The following is a 15145-nucleotide window of genomic DNA, read 5'->3' as shown; positions in this document are numbered from 1 at the left end:
TTCCTTACCATTGAACTGCTCCTTCCGCCGGGTGCCCTTTACACCCAGCGGAAGGAGCCTAAGCAGGTGGCTCTGAACCAGAATAACGATGGCTCCCAAGGCGCCCAACGCCTCAAGCGGTCACTGGCTCTCAAACCCAATACGGATGGCGCTCAGAACGCCGAATATTCACCGGTGGGCCAGGGCCTCCACGAAGTGCGTCTTACCGGTGCCAGAAGGCCCGGTGATGGCCAGGTTCTCGCCGCGGTGGACCCATTATTCCAAGGAGGCCAGTGCGGACTGGGTCTGTGCAGGGATCGAGGAATCAGCCTCGCGCCACGAGTCGAACGTTTTGCCAGCCGGCAGCCCGGCGGCCTTGCGGCGGGCGGCCTTGGTGGCCTCCTCCCGGCCGCGGATCTCCTCGGCCAACAGCACGCGCAGGACCTCGGTGCGGTCCCGCCGCTGGGCCTTGGCCGCGGCCAGCACCTCCGGAGCCACGGGCCGTAGGTGGGGCATCAAGAATTCCCATGATCTCCCCGTCGGGCTTCTTCATGCGTCCCTCCGGTGGAATCGGCTCGTGGCGGTCAGAGACCTCGAGCAAACCCCGGAGGGACGTTCTTGGGTGGACCGACACGACCGGTCCAAGTGGCCACAGACAGGGAGATCAACTGTCCTTCAGCAGGGAAGTCCTTGTCCGCCTACAAGGAGATTGGCATGTCCGCTAGCACCCCGGCACAGGTCGTTGCCTCGTCGTTGGGCAGGGCTCTCTTAGAGCTTGGTCCCGTTCCGGTCCAGGGCCGCGGCCACGGCGTGATGTTGGACCTTGCCCACATGGACCCCGAGGAAGACTCTCACCTCGTGGTGGCCAGTGATCTTGCCTGATTTCCACTCGTCGGATCTGCGTTCCAGTGTCGGTCAGGCTGCGATGTCAGAGCTCGGCATCCACTTTGCGAACGTCCTCGATGACTTCTGGCCGGGCAGCACACCCCACGTCCACTCCTGCAGAAGGGGCTGCGAAGAAGGTACCGGGGAGACTGCTGAATGACCTCGTCACGACGACGCGGATGCACACTGAGACAGCAGAAGGGCCCCACCGTGGTGGGGCCCTTCTGCTGTGGAGATTCTCGGTCAGTGGCCGATGGACGACTGGCCGTCCTGGCCTTCCACGGCGCTCGGAACGTCCGAATGATCGTGGGTCTTGGCCTCGGCCAACTCCTCGCGGGTCACCGGAGCAACGCGCTCCTCGTAGAACCAGCGGTTGAACTTGGCCCGCTGCTTCTCTGAGGCCTTGATCTTGCCATCACGGCCTGGCTGGGCCGGGATGGGCTTCTTGTTCTCGAAGCTGACGAGCTTGTAGAGGCGGTAGTCGTCCAACCGCTCATGGCGCTCACGGAACTCACCCTCCGGCGTCATCTCGATGACACCTGCCTCGCGGCCATGCAACACGATCTCACGATCCTTGCGCTGGAGGGCGAGGCACACGCGCTTCGTGATGATGAAGCCGATGAACGGACCGAACACGAAGAGCGCGCGCAACCAGTAGGTCACGTCGTTCAGCGAGACGGAGAAGTGCGTGGCGATCAGGTCGGAGGAGGCCGCAGCCCACATGACGCAGTACCAGATGATGCCGGCCACACCGACACCGGTGCGAGTCGGGGCGTTGCGCGGACGGTCCAGGATGTGGTGCTCCCGGTTGTCCTTGGTGATCCACCGTTCGATCCACGGCCACCCGAACATGACGGCGAAGAGGATGCCGGCGGGAACCAGAGCCGGCAGCAGGACGCCCAGCGCAAGCGTATTGGTGCCCCACGGGAAGGGAATGTCCCACTTGAAGGAGAAATCGCCCAACGTGCCAGGCATCAACCGCAGGGCGCCATCGACGAAGCCGATGTACCAGTCCGGCTGGGTACCGGCCTGGACGGGCGACGGGTCGTACGGTCCGTAGTTCCAGATGGCGTTGATCGTGAAGAAGCCGCCGAGAAGGGCGACCACACCGAACACGATGAAGAAGAAGCCGCCGGCCTTGGCCGCGTACACCGGACCCACCGGGTAGCCGACCACGTTGTTCTCGGTGCGTCCCGGACCGGGGTACTGGGTGTGCTTGTGCACCACGACCATGAACAGGTGAATCACGATCATCAGCAGGATGAGGGCCGGAACCACCAGCACGTGCAGGATGTACAAGCGCCCGATGATGTCGTCGCCGGGGAACTCGCCGCCGAAGAGGAAGAACGAGATGTAGGTGCCGATGAGCGGGATGGCCTTCACGACGCCATCGATGATGCGCAGGCCGTTGCCGGAGAGCATCTCATCGGGCAGGGAGTAGCCGGTGAAGCCGGCGGCCAGGCCGAGGATGAGCAGCGTGCACCCGACGACCCAGTTCAGCTCGCGTGGGCGCCGGAACGCGCCGGTGAAGAACACGCGGAGCATGTGCACTGACATGGCCGCCACGAACAGCAGCGCCGCCCAGTGGTGGACCTGGCGCATGAACAGGCCGCCACGGATATCGAACGAGATGTCGAGTGCCGAGGCATAGGCCACAGACATCTCCACGCCGTAGAGGGGCTTGTAGGAGCCCTCATACGTGGTGTGAGCCATGGACGGGTCGAAGAACAGCGTCAGGAAGGTGCCCGACATCAACAGGATGACGAAGGTGTAGAGGGCGACTTCGCCGAACATGAAGGACCAGTGGTCCGGGAAGATCTTGCGGCCGAACTCCTTGACCATGGGGGACAACCCGGCACGGGTGTCCATGAAGTTCGCGATCTTCCCCGTCGGGGTCGAGGCCTGGTACTCGGTAGTGGTTGAGGTGCTCATGAGTGTCAGCCACGCTCCCAGTATGCCGGTCCAACGGGTTCATGGAAGTCGCTCCGAGCGACCAGGAAGCCCTCTTCATTAACTCTGATCGGCAGCTGCGGCAGCGCGTGGCCGGCCGGACCGAAGATGACCTTGCACTCCTGCGTCAGGTCGAACGTCGACTGGTGGCAGGGGCACAGGAGGTGGTGGGTGTGCTGTTCGTACAAGGCGACCGGGCAACCGACGTGCGTGCAGACCTTGGAGTAGGCGACGATGCCGTCGACGTTCCAGTCCTCGCGTTCCGGCGAGACCTGCATGTCCTCGGGGTTGAGGCGCATGAGCAGGACGACGGCCTTGGCCTTCTGGTTGAGCATCTCGTGCGGGTCGAGCTCGTTGAGCCCTTCCGGGATCACGTGGAAGGCGGAACCGATGGTCACGTCGGAGGCCTTGATCGGGGTACCGGTGGGGTCGCGCACGAGGCGGACGTCGGTGGCCCACATGGTGTGGCGCAGGCGCTCGGGGCCGAAGTTCTCGGCGGCGAATTCGCTTCGGTTGTCCGTGTCGTCCAAGTCCCTGAAGATGGCGATCGCGGGCAGGACGGCCAGGACGCCGGCGCCGATCAAGGTGTTGCGCAGCAGCGGGCGGCGCTTGACCTGGGTCTCGTCGATGATGTCCTCGATCATGCCGACGGCCACCTGGCGGTCAGCCTCGGTGCGGACCTCGTGGCGCAGCTCGGTGGTCTCATGGTCCGGCATCAGGGTCTTGGCCCAGTGGACAATGCCCACGCCGATGCCCAGCATGGCGAAGGCGGTGCCGAGGCCGAGGAGCATGTTCTGCAGACGGATCGTGGCGAACGTGGTGTCGGGGCCGATCTGGCCGACCACGAAGTACCCCACGAAGAACAACAGCGTTCCGACGATGGAGAGTCCGAAGAGGAAGGCGGCCTGGCGCTCGGCGCGCTTGGCGGCCTTCGGGTCCTCGTCTGCCAGACGCGGCCGGTGCGGCGGGAGGCCGGGGTTGTCGATGGCGTATTTGCCAGACTCCTCCACACCGGCGTGCTCAACGGCGCCCGTGTGATCCGGGCCTCCGTGGCTTTGCTCAGACATAGATCTGAATCCTTTGCTTGAGTGATGGTGACGTTGTGTGCGGCCGGCGCCCCCACGGCGCCGTCAGGTCAGGAGGACCGGGAGGTCAGCCAGACCATGAAGCCGATGAGAACCGCGAGGCCCCCGGTCCAGACCAGGAGGCCTTCGGACACGGGTCCCAGTGAGCCGAGCGCGGCGCCGCCGGGAGAACCCTGGCTCTCGATCTGCTTGAGGAAGGCGATGATGTCCCGCTTGTCCTCCGGCTTGATGTTGGCGTCACTGAAGACTGGCATGTTCTGCGGACCGGTGATCATGGCCTCATAGATGTGCTGCTCGGAGACGCCGGCCAGCGGCGGGGCGTACTTGCCGCGCGTCAGGGCACCACCGGCGGCGGCAGCGTTGTGGCACATGGCGCAGTTCACGCGGAACAGCGTGCCGCCGTTGCCCAGGTCCACGTCTTCGTGGTCGGTGTCCAGGTACTGCTCTTCCGGGATGGCGGGGCCGGCACCGAGGGAGGCGACGTAGGCGGCCAGTTGTGCGGTCTGTTCATCACTGAACTGGTTCGGCTTGGCCTGGGCCTGAGGCCCCTGCATCTGCATCGGCATGCGGCCGGTGCCGACCTGGAAGTTGACGGAGGCGGCGCCGACGCCGACCAGGGTCGGCCCATTCTCGGTGCCGACGGCCTCGACGCCGTGGCAGGTGGCGCAGTTGGCGTTGAACAGCTTCTCGCCCTCGGTGATGTCCTCTGCGCTGTAGCTAGAACCCGTGTTGGAGGCCTGGGCCTGGTTCATGGTGCTGGCGACGGAGTACAGGCCGCCGGTGATGAGAAGTCCCAGAAGCAGCAGCGCGAGCCCGGCGATGGGGTGGCGCCGTTTCTGTGAAAGTGCCTTCACGGTTGGTTCCTAACGTTTCTTTTGTGACCGGAGGAGGGTGACGTTCCGAATCCGGTCTACCTCGGTGTGGTGCGGGTGTGCCGGGAGGACGGCGTGGCCTATTTCAGGAAGTAGACGATGGCGAAGAGGGCGATCCAGACGACATCGACGAAGTGCCAGTAGTAGGAGACGACGATGGCCGAGGTGGCTTCGTGGTGACCGAAGCGCTTGGCCAGGTAGGCGCGTCCGATGATGAAGAGGAAGGCGATGAGTCCACCGGTCACGTGGATGGCGTGGAAGCCGGTCGTGATGTAGAAGGCAGATCCGTAGGCATGGGCGTCGATCGTGATGCCGTGGGAGACGAGCACCGCGTACTCGTAGCACTGCACGGAGACGAAGATCGCACCCATGATGAAGGTCAGGATGAACCACTCGACCATGCCCCAGCTCTTGAGGGCGAGCAAGCCGCCGGTGCGGCGTGGCTGGAGGCGCTCGGCGGCGAAGACGCCGGCCTGGGCCGTGAAGGAGCTCGCCACGAGGATCAGGGTGTTCACGAACGCGAGCGGCACGTTCAGCGTCGCGGTGCTCTCGGCCCACAACTCGGGGGAGGTGGACTTCAGAGTGAAGTACATGGCGAAGAGGCCGCCGAAGAACATGAGCTCGCTGGAAAGCCAGACCATGGTGCCCACTTGCACCATATTGGGTCGGCTGGGGAGCCCTGTTGCGGGCCGGGGGAGGGCATGGGTTGCAGTCGTCACCCAGCCATTATGGCCCTAAAACGCCCAATGGCTCCAATGCGACGAACGTTTCGGCGTTTCCCGTTCTTCCCGTGTTGATCGGTTTCTCACCCAGTTGGCCAAGAACGTCCAGCAATCTCGCAGATTTGCAGGTCAGTTGACGTTTCCGCTCGGGCTGGCCGCGTGGTTACGAGTCATGAGTATGTCCTAATTCGGCCCGTCTGGGTAGAGGGGCCGGAAAACTGCATACACGTAGGGGACTTTGGTCTCCACATCGGACGCCCGGAACCGAGAGTATGACGCGCACGACGCCCTCTGCAATAGACGGTCGCACGCTTCGGTGGCCTCGCGGTCCAGCGATAGCATGACTCGCGTGAGTACTTCGTCGACTGCATCCCTGTCCTGGCCTTTCGTCTTCGGGCGGCTGGTGTCCCGCCAGGACCTCACCACCGAGGAGGCCATGTGGGCGATGCGGGAGATCATGTCCGGCAACGCCACGGACGCGCAGATCGCCGGATTCCTGGTGTCCCTCGCCGCCAAGGGGGAGACGGTCGGGGAGCTGCTGGGCCTGACTCAAGTCATGCTGGAGAATGCGGTGCATCTTGAGGTGCCGGGGGAGACCCTGGACATCGTCGGTACCGGCGGAGACAAGCTCGGAACGGTCAACATCTCCACCATGTCGTCGCTGGTGGCGGTGGGTGCGGGTGCGACGGTCGTCAAGCACGGCAACCGTGGTGCGTCCTCCACGGCGGGCGCTGCCGACGTGATCGAAGCCCTCGGGGTCGACCTGTCCATGTCAGTGGACAAGGTGCTCGAGTGTGCCACGACGGCTGGAATCACCTTCCTGTTCGCGCAGGGGTATCACCCGTCCATGAAGTACGTGGCCCCGGCGCGCAAGCAGCTGGGCGTGCCGACCGTCTTCAATTACCTCGGACCGCTGACCAACCCCTCGGGTGTGCGTGCCCAGGCACTGGGATGCGCCAGTGCCCGCATGGCGCCGTTGCTGGCTGGTGTGCTGGCCGACCGTGGACTGCGCGGACTCGTCTTCCGCGGCAGCGACGGCCGCGACAAGATCACCACCTCCGGTCCGTCGTCGATCTTCGAGATCCGTGATGGCGTGGTGACCGAACATGAACTCAACCCGCAGGACTTCGGGATCGAGCTGGCGGCCGTGGAGGCCTTGGCCGGCAGGGATGGGCAGCACAACGCCGGGATCGTCCGCGACCTGCTGGCAGGTCAGGTGGGGCCGGTCCGCGACGCGGTGCTGCTGAACGCGGCCGCCGGCCTCACCGCCTTCGACACCTCGGCGGAGGGGCACCTCTTCGAGAGGATTGCGGCGAACATGGTGCGTGCGGCCGAGTCGATCGATTCCGGCGCCGCCCAGGGCGCTCTGGATTCCTGGGTACAGGTCTCACACTCCTGAGCCCCGCCGCCCCGGTCGCCGCTGTCATCTCGGAGGTTCCGGCACCGCTGGGATCGCCGGGCTGGACACCGTTGAGGGTCATCCTCTACGACTGAGGGCCGCTACTGCTCGATGTTCTCGAAGCCGAGGGCGAAGCCCTCTTCCAGATCATGACGTGAGTAGGCGCGGAAGGCGAGCATGGTCTCGGTGTCCCGGACGCCTTCCACCTTGGACATCTGGTCGGCGATGACGTCAGCCAGGTCCTCGTACTGACGCAGGCGGACCATGGCCACGAGATCCCAGTTCCCCGTCACCGAGTAGACGGACGTGACGCCGTTCAGGTCGGCCAACTGCTCGGCGCACTCTGGGATGCGGTCCGGGTCGGTCTTGATCATGACGAAGGCTGTCACCATCGTGGTTCCTCCTGAGTTGTCTTGTTGGTCCCGTCTGGTCTCGAGGCCATCCTAGGACCGGGAGCGGCGTCGGGACCGCAGGATCAGTGCGGTGACGGCGCGGCGGCCCAGCAGGAGCACGGCCAGTGCGCCTGCCGTCACCCACTGGAACGCGAGGGCTGCCGTGCCACCGAAGGCCACCCGCAAGGCGAGGCCGCCCACCACGGTCACCAGCCACACCACGACGCCGGCCGGCCAGATCTGCGCCCAGGTGCGGTGCGGGCGCGTGACGGCGGTGGAGATGGCCCACGCCAGCAGGAAGGGGAGCGCGGTGAGGAGAATGCCGCCGAGGTCCATGCCGGACTCGTGCGTCTTGCGCCCCTGCGCGGCAAAGAGCACGATGAGCACGGCATCCAAAATCAGGCTCATCCACACCCAGCGCGAGGCCTGAGTGCGCGTGTGGGGCATCGTCCGTGCGCCGGCCGGGGATGGGGTCTCGAAGGAAGCAGGCATCCCTCCACTCTAGACGTCCCTTCATCAACAAGGTTCACTCCTTGTTGATAGACCTACTAAGCACTAGGCTTGTGAAATGTTCGTCATGACTATGGACCAGCGCGCTTCCAGCCGGGGACCAGATCGGGTGACCGCCCTCATCGAAGGGCTCGTGGACCAGGACGCCGAAGAGTCCGCCCGTGGCATCATCCGCCCATTCCAGCGCACGGCGGGGGACGAGGTACAGGGTGTGGTGGATCGGGCAGAGATGGTGGTTGGCATCGCCCTCTCGGCGGCGCGGTCCGGCCATTGGAGCGTGGGGATCGGAGTAGGCCAGGTGCGCCAGCCCCTGCCGGCGGAGACCCGCGCCGGCGCAGGGCCCGCCTTCGAGTACGCCCGCATCGCCGTCGAGCGGGCCAAGCATTCGCCGGGTCGGGTGGCCGTTGCTGGCCCGGTGGGGGACGAGGTGTCTGTGTTGCTGGAGGCGATTGAGGCGAGCCTGCAATTGCTGGCAGAACTCGAACATCGTCGCAGTGAGGACGGCCAGGATGCCGGCCGGCTCGTGGACGCTGGCATGACGCAACGCAAGGCCGCTCGTGAGTTGGGTGTCACGCAGCAAGCGGTGAGCTCGCGGTTGCGCACTGGAATGTGGCATGAGTCCCGTCGTCTGGCGTCCGTGGTCTCTGGCATGCTGGAGCGCGTTGACCGGCTGGTCGATGGCGGAGGTGGATCAGGGGGACAGGAATGACAGGCTTGGCCGTGGTGTCGGTGACCCTGCTGGTGGTGTCCGGCCTCGTCGCGGTGCCCCAGTATCTCGAGCGAGGGCGAGGAACGCCGAGCCGTCCACAGATCTGGTTGTACTGCACCGCACTGGTCCAGATCCTCCTGTTGGGCGCGGCCGCCGTGGTGGCGCTGCTCTCGGGCGGGGGAGCGGGGTGGGCTGTCTCCGGGCCCTTGGCAGTACTGGCGGCGACGGTGGGTGGCGGCTCTCCCACGGTTGCGGTCCTGCGGCTGTCCTTCAACGCGTCCCACCCGGAGCACCAGCGGGTCCTGACAGGGCCAGAGGGGGAGCAGGTCTTCAACGAGGAGATCAACGCACAGCCTGTCTTGCGAGGAGGGGCCTGGATCGGGGTCCTTGAGCGATTGGCCGTGGCCTCAACGCTGATCATGGGCTGGCCTGAAGGACTGGCGATCATTCTGGCGGTCAAGGCTCTGGGCCGGTATTCGGAACTGGGCAAGTCCGGGGCGGCCGAACGGTTCATCCTTGGGACCTTCGCGAGCCAACTGTGGGCGTGCGCCTGTGTCGGCGTGGCTGTTCTGCTGGCCTGATGCCCTGAGATCCCGCTGAGCTCACGATAGGGAGCTGGCGCTGGGCGGGCCCCTGATGCTCAGCACCTAGAGACAGAATTCGTTGCCCTCCGGGTCCTGCAGAACGGTCCAGACCCACGGTCCCTGGCGTCCCGTGCCCACCTGCGTGGCGCCCAGGTCGACCAGGCGGTGCAGCTCTTCGGCGCGGCGCTCATCATCCGCACCGGGTTCGCGCAGGTCCCAGTGGACCCGGTTCTTGACGGACTTGGATTCGGGGACGGCCTGGAAGAGGATGCGCGGCCGATCGCCCGCTCCCTCAGCGTCCCCCGGCGGATTGATAGCGGCACCGACGGCCCACACCAGCCGGCCACGGTGGGTCGTGGTCTCGGCGTCGCTGGCATGGCCCTCGGCCACCATGCGGCGGATGAAGTCCTCGTCCTGGGTCTCGACCTCCCAGCGAAGGGCCTCGGCCCACCAGTCGGCGAGCTCGTGCGGACGTGCACTGTCAACGCAGAGCTGGAGACCATAGGCGGGCCCCGCGGGATTCGGGGGTAGGTGAGTGGTCATCGCCACAGCCTAGGAGCGAAGCGGCCAGCGGAACATACTCAGGCGACGGGCTCTGCGGTGGGTGCGCGGCCGGCGTCGCGCATGGGCGTTCCCGAAGGTTCCGGAGACGGGGCCGCCCAGGTCTGCCATCCGGCATAGGACCCCTCCAGCTCGGCGATGGTGAAGCCGGCCCGGCGCAGGGCGGAGGCAGCCACGGAGTTGCGGATGCCGGTCTGGCAATAGGTCACGATGACTCGTTGGCGGGGGAGCGCGTCCAGATTCCACAGGACCTTGCCGGCATTGAGTTGCCGTGCGCCGGGGATGTGTCCGTCGGCATACTCGCCCTTGCTGCGGACATCCAGGAGGAGTGCGTGGTCGGTGGAGTCGAGGTCGGCAGGGGAGAGGACAAGGGGTGTGCTGCTCGGTAGCCCCTCGATGCTCTTGACGTAGCCCACCACCCGGTCGATGCCGACGCGGACCAGGTGGTCCCAGAGCCGGTGGGCCTGCTCGCCGTCCTCGGCCAGGAGGACGATCGGGGTCGAATCCTGCTCAGGGTCGTAGGCCCACGCTCCGTGGCTGGCCACCTTGCCCGGGTTGGGCAGGGACAGTGCGTCCCGTACTGTCCCGCGGTGGACCGCCTCTACCGGGCGGGCGTCCACGAGCACGAGGGATTCGTTGTCCAGGCCGGCGGCGACCGTGTCCATATCCAGTTCGGCCAGCCCCGCCCTGGGTCCCATGACCTCCGGTCCCTGGCGGTTCTGGTGTTTCATGCGTCCGAAGTAGGCATGGGCGTCCGGTTGACCATCAAGCAGCTCGTGGATGAAACCGCCTTCGTCCTCGGCCGCCAGATGCCTGCCCCACCACGAGTACAGCCGCTCATAGCCCACGGAGGTGGACGGCAGTGCACCGAGCGCCTTGCCACACGGAGACCCGGCACCGTGGCCTGGAAAGACCTGCACGTGGTCGGGAAGCGTGAGGAAGACGTCTCGGAGGGAGGCGAACAGCTGCCGGGCCCCCTCGAAACGGGTGTCCACGCCGCCGGCCGCCTCATCGAGGAGGTCGGGGCGACCGAGATCGCCCGCGAACACGAAATCTCCAGAGAGGAGATACCCCGGCTCGGTGGTGACGGCGCCATCGGTGACGAGGAACGACAGATGCTCCGGGGTGTGCCCGGGAGTGTGCAGCGCCTGGAGGGTGATGTTGCCCAGAGTGACAGTGTCACGGTCATGCAGCCGCTCGGCCTCGAAACCGTACTGCCAGTCCGGACCGCCCTCCGCCGAGACCCAGAGCGTGGCACCGGTCGCGTGGGCGAGTTCTCGGGAACCCGAGAGATAGTCGGCATGGATGTGGGTCTCTGTCACTGCGGTGATCTGCATCCCGTTCCGGGCAGCAAGGTCCAGGTACTCCTGGATGTCCCGGCGGGGATCCACCACGATGGCTTCCCCGGTCTTCTGACAGCCGATCAGATAACTGGCCTGGGACAGGTCGTGGTCGTAGATCCGTTCCAGCAACATGGCAATGCTCCTTGAAGGCGGTGGTGGACACATTAGTGGACAGCGGGGCTGGGGTGGAGAGTTGGACGCCGCCGTCCGGGTGGCCGATAGGGTGATCGGATGACTTCCTCCAACGCGCTACAGACCACCACGATCACTTTGGCCGGTGCCGACTACGCGACCATCCCTCTGGTCCTCGGAGGCAACACCTTCGGCTGGACCTCGGATCGGGAAACTTCCTTCTCCGTGCTGGACGCCTTCATCGAGGCCGGTGGCACCTTGATCGACACCGCTGACCTCTATGCCGTCTGGGCCGGCGACCATACCGGTGGCGACTCCGAGCAGGTTCTGGGGGAGTGGTTCACCGCCCGTGGAAACCGGGAGCAGGTCGTCCTGGCCACGAAGATGGGTGGCCTGACCCCGTATGATAACCAACAACATGATTCTGTGATCGCCGCGCTGGAGGCCTCGCTGGATCGGCTGCAGACCGACTACATCGACGTGTACTACGCGCACTATGACGATGAGAACGTCTCCATCGAGGACCAAGCCGCGACCTACGACGGCCTCGTCAAGGCCGGCAAGGTCCGCCACATCGCGCTGTCCAACTACTCGCCGGGTCGCATGCGTCAGTGGTTCGAGTACGCCACTGCGAATGGCCTCGCGGTGCCGGTGGCCATCCAGCCGCAGTACAACCTGGTGCACCGGCAGGATTTCGAGTCGGCCTACCTGCCGATCGCCCGAGAGTTCGGTGCCGCCACCTTCCCGTACTTCGCCCTGGCGTCCGGCTTTCTCACTGGCAAGTACCGCTCCGCCGCCGATCTCGAGGGCAGGGCACGTCAGGGTATGGCCGAGGGATACGCCACCGAGGAGGGCTTCGCCGTGGTGGAGACGCTGGTCCGGGTAGCCGAGGCACGCGGCGTCGAGCCGGCAACGGTGGCCCTGGCCTGGCAGCTCGCCCAGGGGGTCACTGCCCCGATCGCCTCGGCATCCACTCCCGACCAGCTTCCCGCGTTGGTGGCCGCTGGCGCCCTGACGCTGACCGATGCCGATCTTCGGGCGCTGGACGCCGCGTCTCAGCCCTTCGCCTGACAGTAAGGCAGGCGGGCCAGTCGGCGTCGCCTGCCTGATGAATTTTCCGCGCAGTGCTGGTCTGTACGCCGGCTGCCGAATCACGGGACACTGGCGCCATGCGGAAACTGACCTGGGGGATGAACGTGAGTCTGGACGGCTACATTGCCGCGCCCGGCGACGATCTCGGTTGGAGCGTGCCGAGCGACGAGCTGTTCCAGTGGTGGTCAGACCGGGTGGCTGTGACGGAACTGGCGCTGTACGGGCGCAAGCTGTGGGAGACGATGAGTTCCCACTGGCCGACCGCAGACCAGCAGCCTGGGGCCACACCGGCGCACATCGAGTACGCCCGCCGCTGGCGGGACATGCCGAAGGTGGTGTTCTCCTCGACGACCAGCGCGGTCGACTGGAACGCCCGCCTGGTCGCCGGCGACGCTGTCACCGAGATCGCCCGGCTCAAGACCGAGGATGGCGGTCCGATGGACGTCGGCGGCGCCGCCCTCGCCGCGGCGGCCATGCGGGCCGGGCTAATCGACGAGTACGCGATCGTCACGCACCCTGTCCTGGTGGGTGGCGGCACGCCGTTCTTCACGGCCCTGGACCACTGGGTGAACCTGAGCCTGGTGGAGACCCGAACGTTTTCCGACGGTGTGCTCCTGACCAGGTACGAGACCAGGCGTTGAGTACTCGCTCGTGGCTTCACCGGCGGCCGGGCTACTCAATTCTCCGAGGAGGTATCGAGGCGTTCGCCGATCTTGGCCAGCGCGCGCTGTTGCATCGGTGCGAGCGTCGTCGCAGAATACTCGGCGAGGAGGCTGGTGGCGTTTGAGAGGTCGAGAGCGAAATCCTCCTCAGCGAGGGAACGCAGCACCGGATCGAGCGACGTGACGAGATCTTCGACGAACTCGTCGAGCTGGGCCTCGCTCGTGTGCTGACCCAAATGATAGAACCGAGACGCGACGTCTGTCAGAGTAGGCAGGACATCCGGGGCGCTGAGTCGCTCCAGGAAGCCCACGAGCTGCGGCAAGCCCGACTCTCCGACCAGATGCGCCAGCAGCACTGTCTGGTCGCGGTCGATCCGTTCCATCTCTCTTGATGGTGCGATGCCCGAAATTGCTCGGAGGAACCGTCCGAGCTCGGGCGGTATGTCGGGGGCGCCGGACTCGCCGCGCAGCCTTCTGATCACCGCACGCTGCGCAGCGATGCGTACTTCTTGCGACATCAGCTCCGCTTCGAGACGATCCAGCAATGCATCCGCCTCCAACGAACCACCGGCGAGCGGCTCATCAAGCAGCCTCGGCGTCTCCTCGAGCGGCACCCCCACCGCGATGAGCCGGCGGATCTTCAGCACGCGGATGAGGTCATGGACGCCGTAGCGCCGGTAGCCGTTCGCAGCCCTCTCCGGCTCCGGCAGGATGCCGATCTGGTGGTAGTGCCGCAGCGTGCGCACTGTCACCCCGGCGAGCGACGCCAACTCAGCGCTCTGCATCTGCGTTCACCGCCTCCGCCTTCGGGCCGACGGGGGAGGGCCCGCCGCTTGCCGCCTCTGATCGCTCGAGTCTACGGAGTGATCGTGTGGCAAGGGCGTAAACGAACGCGACGACCCACACGCCGAGTAGCGTCAGCGCAGCCACTTGCAGGCCCGCGAACTCCGTGACCACTCCCACGAGCATGATGTGACCACTCCCACGAGCATGATGCCCAACGACGGCGCCAGGGTCATCATCGCGTTCTGCGTCCCTAATGCGGCCACGCATTGTCTCCGGGATCCGCTCAACCTGGAGCACGCCGGTGAGTGCGCCGAACAATCCGCTCGCGAGACCAATGATGAACGCACCCACGAGCACGACCCACACCGACCCGAGTGTCGCAATCGTTGCGATGCCTACCGTCGTGCCGACAAGACCCGTGACGAACCACACGCGCCGCCGCCCGCGCGTGCCGAAGAACGCGTACACGCCGCTGCCCAGCAGTGTTCCGGCCGCGAGTGCGCTGAGCACGAAGCCCAGCAGGGCCGGCTGTCCCTCAGCGGTGAAGAACACGGGCAGCACGAGACCCTGCATTGCCGCGATCACCAGGGCCGACGCCATGCTCAGCACGGTGACCGCGATGAGGAACGGCGTACGGAACAGTACACGCCAGCCGTCGCGCAGCTGCGACCATGCCGTGCGCGACGATGTCGGCGACGCATCGACGGGCATCGATCCTATGGCTCGCGGCAGGAGCATCGTGGTGAGCGCTGCCGCGAGCGATGTCCCCGCCGTGATCCACAGCACCGTGGAGCCGTCGAACATCACCATGAGCGTGCCAGCTGCTGCCGGCCCCAACAGTATTGCCACTGCACCGAGGCTCTCGCGCAGTCCGAGGAGACGCTCGGCACTGACCCGCCCGTGCCGCAGGATCGAGGGAAGCAGTGCCTCACGTGCCGTCATGCCCGGGACGTCGCCCAATGAGCCGACGATGCCGAGGATCACGAACCACCCCAGGCTCAAACCACTGATCATGTCGACGAGCGGTAGCGCAGCGATCGACGCGGCCGAAATGAGGTCGGCGACGACCGACGCCATACGACGGTTGATGCGGTCGATCAAGACGCCGGCAAGGATGCCGGCGAGAACCGCCGGGATTGCCGTTGCCGCGGCCACCGTACCCGCCCCGAGGGCGCTGCCGGTGGTCTGCAACACGATGAGTGGCAAAGCGATCGCAGCGATCGAGTTGCCCAGCAGGGAAAGGACGGAGGACGTGAGATACGCGATGGGTATGAGAGGCATGCGGATAGTCCAAACCATGACGTTGCGTCGGGGTCAAACGCAGCAGGTAGGAGGTCGTCGCGTCACGGTCGGGGCGAGTGCTGCGGAGCTTAAGTGCTGGCCTGACGTATTCGTGACCGGCGTATTCTCTCGATTCCAGAGCGGGAGCGGGCTATGCGGGGAGCCCAAGGTCAGAGATCGGTGCTGCGGTGGTTGATGTAG

The 15145-nt window shown here is 65.8% G+C and carries 16 protein-coding genes and 1 pseudogene; 5 read left to right on the top strand and 12 right to left on the bottom strand.

All coding sequences use genetic code 11. The annotated features are described in order from the left end of the window. Positions 1-168: 168 nt before the first annotated feature. The 6 genes and pseudogenes from IEX49_RS17105 to ctaE form a co-directional block, all read right to left on the bottom strand. Positions 169-243, bottom strand: a pseudogene (locus tag IEX49_RS17105) (hypothetical protein); the annotation flags it as partial. 12 nt (positions 244-255) lie between these two features. Next, on the bottom strand, positions 256-495 hold the full coding sequence (locus IEX49_RS16970) for an ATP-binding protein (RefSeq protein ID WP_229672840.1): 240 nt from the start codon (positions 493-495) through the stop codon (positions 256-258). Between the two features lie 612 nt (positions 496-1107). Beyond that, positions 1108-2796, bottom strand: a complete 1689-nt coding sequence (qcrB, locus tag IEX49_RS16515; protein WP_188807276.1) for a cytochrome bc1 complex cytochrome b subunit — start codon at positions 2794-2796, stop codon at positions 1108-1110. A gap of 5 nt (positions 2797-2801) precedes the next feature. Continuing rightward, positions 2802-3881, bottom strand: a complete 1080-nt coding sequence (gene qcrA, locus IEX49_RS16510) for a cytochrome bc1 complex Rieske iron-sulfur subunit (RefSeq protein WP_188807274.1) — start codon at positions 3879-3881, stop codon at positions 2802-2804. A 68-nt stretch (positions 3882-3949) separates the two neighbouring features. Next, entirely contained in the window at positions 3950-4753 is an 804-nt protein-coding gene (qcrC, locus tag IEX49_RS16505; RefSeq protein WP_188807272.1) for a cytochrome bc1 complex diheme cytochrome c subunit, read from the bottom strand. Positions 4754-4851: 98 nt separating this feature from the next. Beyond that, positions 4852-5490, bottom strand: coding sequence for an aa3-type cytochrome oxidase subunit III (ctaE, locus tag IEX49_RS16500; RefSeq protein ID WP_444542128.1), 639 nt, complete (start codon positions 5488-5490; stop codon positions 4852-4854). A 343-nt stretch (positions 5491-5833) separates the two neighbouring features. Between ctaE and trpD the strand changes: the two genes are divergently transcribed. After that, the gene (gene trpD, locus IEX49_RS16495; protein WP_188807270.1) at positions 5834-6892 is read left to right on the top strand and encodes an anthranilate phosphoribosyltransferase; all 1059 of its coding nucleotides are present in this window, start codon (positions 5834-5836) and stop codon (positions 6890-6892) included. Positions 6893-6993: 101 nt separating this feature from the next. Here trpD and IEX49_RS16490 read toward each other — a convergent pair whose 3' ends face one another. Continuing rightward, the gene (locus IEX49_RS16490) at positions 6994-7284 is read right to left on the bottom strand and encodes an Lrp/AsnC family transcriptional regulator (protein ID WP_188807268.1); all 291 of its coding nucleotides are present in this window, start codon (positions 7282-7284) and stop codon (positions 6994-6996) included. Positions 7285-7335: 51 nt separating this feature from the next. Continuing rightward, positions 7336-7776 carry a DUF3054 domain-containing protein gene (locus IEX49_RS16485; protein ID WP_188807266.1) on the bottom strand — a complete coding sequence of 147 codons (441 nt, stop codon included), beginning with the start codon at positions 7774-7776 and terminating at the stop codon, positions 7336-7338. Positions 7777-7852: 76 nt separating this feature from the next. Here IEX49_RS16485 and IEX49_RS16480 point away from each other — a divergent pair, with 76 nt between their 5' ends. Together IEX49_RS16480 and IEX49_RS16475 are read left to right on the top strand one after the other, a co-directional pair. Beyond that, positions 7853-8503, top strand: a complete 651-nt coding sequence (locus tag IEX49_RS16480; RefSeq protein WP_229672839.1) for a SatD family protein — start codon at positions 7853-7855, stop codon at positions 8501-8503. Next, positions 8500-9084 (top strand): hypothetical protein, encoded by a 585-nt coding sequence (locus IEX49_RS16475; protein ID WP_188807264.1) that lies wholly within the window; start codon positions 8500-8502, stop codon positions 9082-9084. The genes IEX49_RS16480 and IEX49_RS16475 overlap by 4 nt, the downstream gene beginning before the upstream one ends. Before the next feature lie 66 nt (positions 9085-9150). Here IEX49_RS16475 and IEX49_RS16470 read toward each other — a convergent pair whose 3' ends face one another. Next, positions 9151-9630: a VOC family protein gene (locus tag IEX49_RS16470; protein WP_188807263.1), complete on the bottom strand. Its 480-nt coding sequence runs from the start codon at positions 9628-9630 to the stop codon at positions 9151-9153. A 38-nt stretch (positions 9631-9668) separates the two neighbouring features. Continuing rightward, the gene (locus IEX49_RS16465; protein ID WP_188807261.1) at positions 9669-11123 is read right to left on the bottom strand and encodes an MBL fold metallo-hydrolase; all 1455 of its coding nucleotides are present in this window, start codon (positions 11121-11123) and stop codon (positions 9669-9671) included. A 99-nt stretch (positions 11124-11222) separates the two neighbouring features. On the opposite strand from IEX49_RS16465, the gene IEX49_RS16460 reads away from it, so the two are divergent. Together IEX49_RS16460 and IEX49_RS16455 are read left to right on the top strand one after the other, a co-directional pair. After that, entirely contained in the window at positions 11223-12194 is a 972-nt protein-coding gene (locus IEX49_RS16460) for an aldo/keto reductase (protein ID WP_188807259.1), read from the top strand. Positions 12195-12292: 98 nt separating this feature from the next. Then, positions 12293-12856, top strand: coding sequence for a dihydrofolate reductase family protein (locus IEX49_RS16455; RefSeq protein WP_188807257.1), 564 nt, complete (start codon positions 12293-12295; stop codon positions 12854-12856). A gap of 35 nt (positions 12857-12891) precedes the next feature. Here IEX49_RS16455 and IEX49_RS16450 read toward each other — a convergent pair whose 3' ends face one another. Both IEX49_RS16450 and IEX49_RS16445 read right to left on the bottom strand, forming a co-directional pair. Beyond that, complete coding sequence (locus IEX49_RS16450; RefSeq protein WP_188807255.1) at positions 12892-13662, bottom strand: MerR family transcriptional regulator; 771 nt, start codon at positions 13660-13662, stop codon at positions 12892-12894. Continuing rightward, positions 13649-14944, bottom strand: a complete 1296-nt coding sequence (locus IEX49_RS16445) for an MFS transporter (RefSeq protein ID WP_188807253.1) — start codon at positions 14942-14944, stop codon at positions 13649-13651. Before IEX49_RS16445 ends, IEX49_RS16450 begins: the two co-directional genes overlap by 14 nt. Positions 14945-15145: the final 201 nt, after the last annotated feature.

Origin of the sequence: Citricoccus zhacaiensis, assembly GCF_014645315.1 — a bacterium.
Lineage (GTDB): Bacteria > Actinomycetota > Actinomycetes > Actinomycetales > Micrococcaceae > Citricoccus > Citricoccus zhacaiensis.
Note: the sequence above shows the minus strand (reverse complement) of the source record. Positions and strands in the feature narration are given on the sequence as shown.

Excerpts from the sequence above, each read along its gene's own strand:
- IEX49_RS16970 (WP_229672840.1), bottom strand. The coding sequence starts at position 495 with ATGCCCCACCTACGGCCCGTGGCTCCGGAGGTGCTGGCCGCGGCCAAG.
- qcrB (WP_188807276.1), bottom strand. The coding sequence starts at position 2,796 with ATGAGCACCTCAACCACTACCGAGTACCAGGCCTCGACCCCGACGGGG.
- qcrA (WP_188807274.1), bottom strand. The coding sequence starts at position 3,881 with ATGTCTGAGCAAAGCCACGGAGGCCCGGATCACACGGGCGCCGTTGAG.
- trpD (WP_188807270.1), top strand. The coding sequence starts at position 5,834 with ATGACTCGCGTGAGTACTTCGTCGACTGCATCCCTGTCCTGGCCTTTC.
- IEX49_RS16490 (WP_188807268.1), bottom strand. The coding sequence starts at position 7,284 with ATGGTGACAGCCTTCGTCATGATCAAGACCGACCCGGACCGCATCCCA.
- IEX49_RS16485 (WP_188807266.1), bottom strand. The coding sequence starts at position 7,776 with ATGCCTGCTTCCTTCGAGACCCCATCCCCGGCCGGCGCACGGACGATG.
- IEX49_RS16480 (WP_229672839.1), top strand. The coding sequence starts at position 7,853 with ATGTTCGTCATGACTATGGACCAGCGCGCTTCCAGCCGGGGACCAGAT.
- IEX49_RS16475 (WP_188807264.1), top strand. The coding sequence starts at position 8,500 with ATGACAGGCTTGGCCGTGGTGTCGGTGACCCTGCTGGTGGTGTCCGGC.
- IEX49_RS16470 (WP_188807263.1), bottom strand. The coding sequence starts at position 9,630 with ATGACCACTCACCTACCCCCGAATCCCGCGGGGCCCGCCTATGGTCTC.
- IEX49_RS16465 (WP_188807261.1), bottom strand. The coding sequence starts at position 11,123 with ATGTTGCTGGAACGGATCTACGACCACGACCTGTCCCAGGCCAGTTAT.
- IEX49_RS16460 (WP_188807259.1), top strand. The coding sequence starts at position 11,223 with ATGACTTCCTCCAACGCGCTACAGACCACCACGATCACTTTGGCCGGT.
- IEX49_RS16455 (WP_188807257.1), top strand. The coding sequence starts at position 12,293 with ATGCGGAAACTGACCTGGGGGATGAACGTGAGTCTGGACGGCTACATT.
- IEX49_RS16450 (WP_188807255.1), bottom strand. The coding sequence starts at position 13,662 with ATGCAGAGCGCTGAGTTGGCGTCGCTCGCCGGGGTGACAGTGCGCACG.
- IEX49_RS16445 (WP_188807253.1), bottom strand. The coding sequence starts at position 14,944 with ATGCCTCTCATACCCATCGCGTATCTCACGTCCTCCGTCCTTTCCCTG.